This is a genomic window from Exiguobacterium sp. SH3S3 (genome assembly GCF_004337115.1).
Taxonomy (GTDB): domain Bacteria; phylum Bacillota; class Bacilli; order Exiguobacteriales; family Exiguobacteriaceae; genus Exiguobacterium; species Exiguobacterium aurantiacum_A.
This window is the reverse complement of sequence record NZ_SJUU01000039.1, coordinates 1-407: the sequence shown is the minus strand read 5'-3', so window position 1 is coordinate 407 and position 407 is coordinate 1. Positions and strand designations below refer to the sequence as shown.

The 407-nt window shown below is 53.1% G+C and carries 1 protein-coding gene; it reads left to right on the top strand.

The window, feature by feature from the left end; translation table 11 throughout:
• Positions 1-6: 6 nt before the first annotated feature.
• The coding region (locus EVJ28_RS13985) for a YajG family lipoprotein (RefSeq protein ID WP_236634181.1) at positions 7-407 on the top strand (401 nt) is incomplete at its 3' end.

Sequence of the window (407 nt, the reverse complement as noted above, 5' to 3'; positions counted from 1 at the left end):
CTGTTTATGCTTGCAGGATGCGCAAGACCGCCAACAACTATTGAAGTTTCCCCGACGATTACACTGCCACAGCAGGATCCAAGCCTGATGGGCGTCACCGTAAGCATTAATGGTGCCGATCAGCGTACCGATCAGGCGCTGGCAAAAGTCACCCGCGATAATCAAATCGTTACCCTGACCGCCTCCCGCGATCTGCGTTTCCTGCTGCAAGAAGTGCTGGAAAAACAGATGACCGCGCGTGGTTACATGGTTGGTCCGAATGGCCCGGTTAATCTGCAAATCATCGTTAGCCAGCTGTATGCTGACGTGTCCCAGGGCAACGTGCGCTACAACATCGCTACCAAAGCGGATATCGCCATCATCGCTACCGCGCAGAATGGCAACAAAATGACCAAAAACTATCGTGC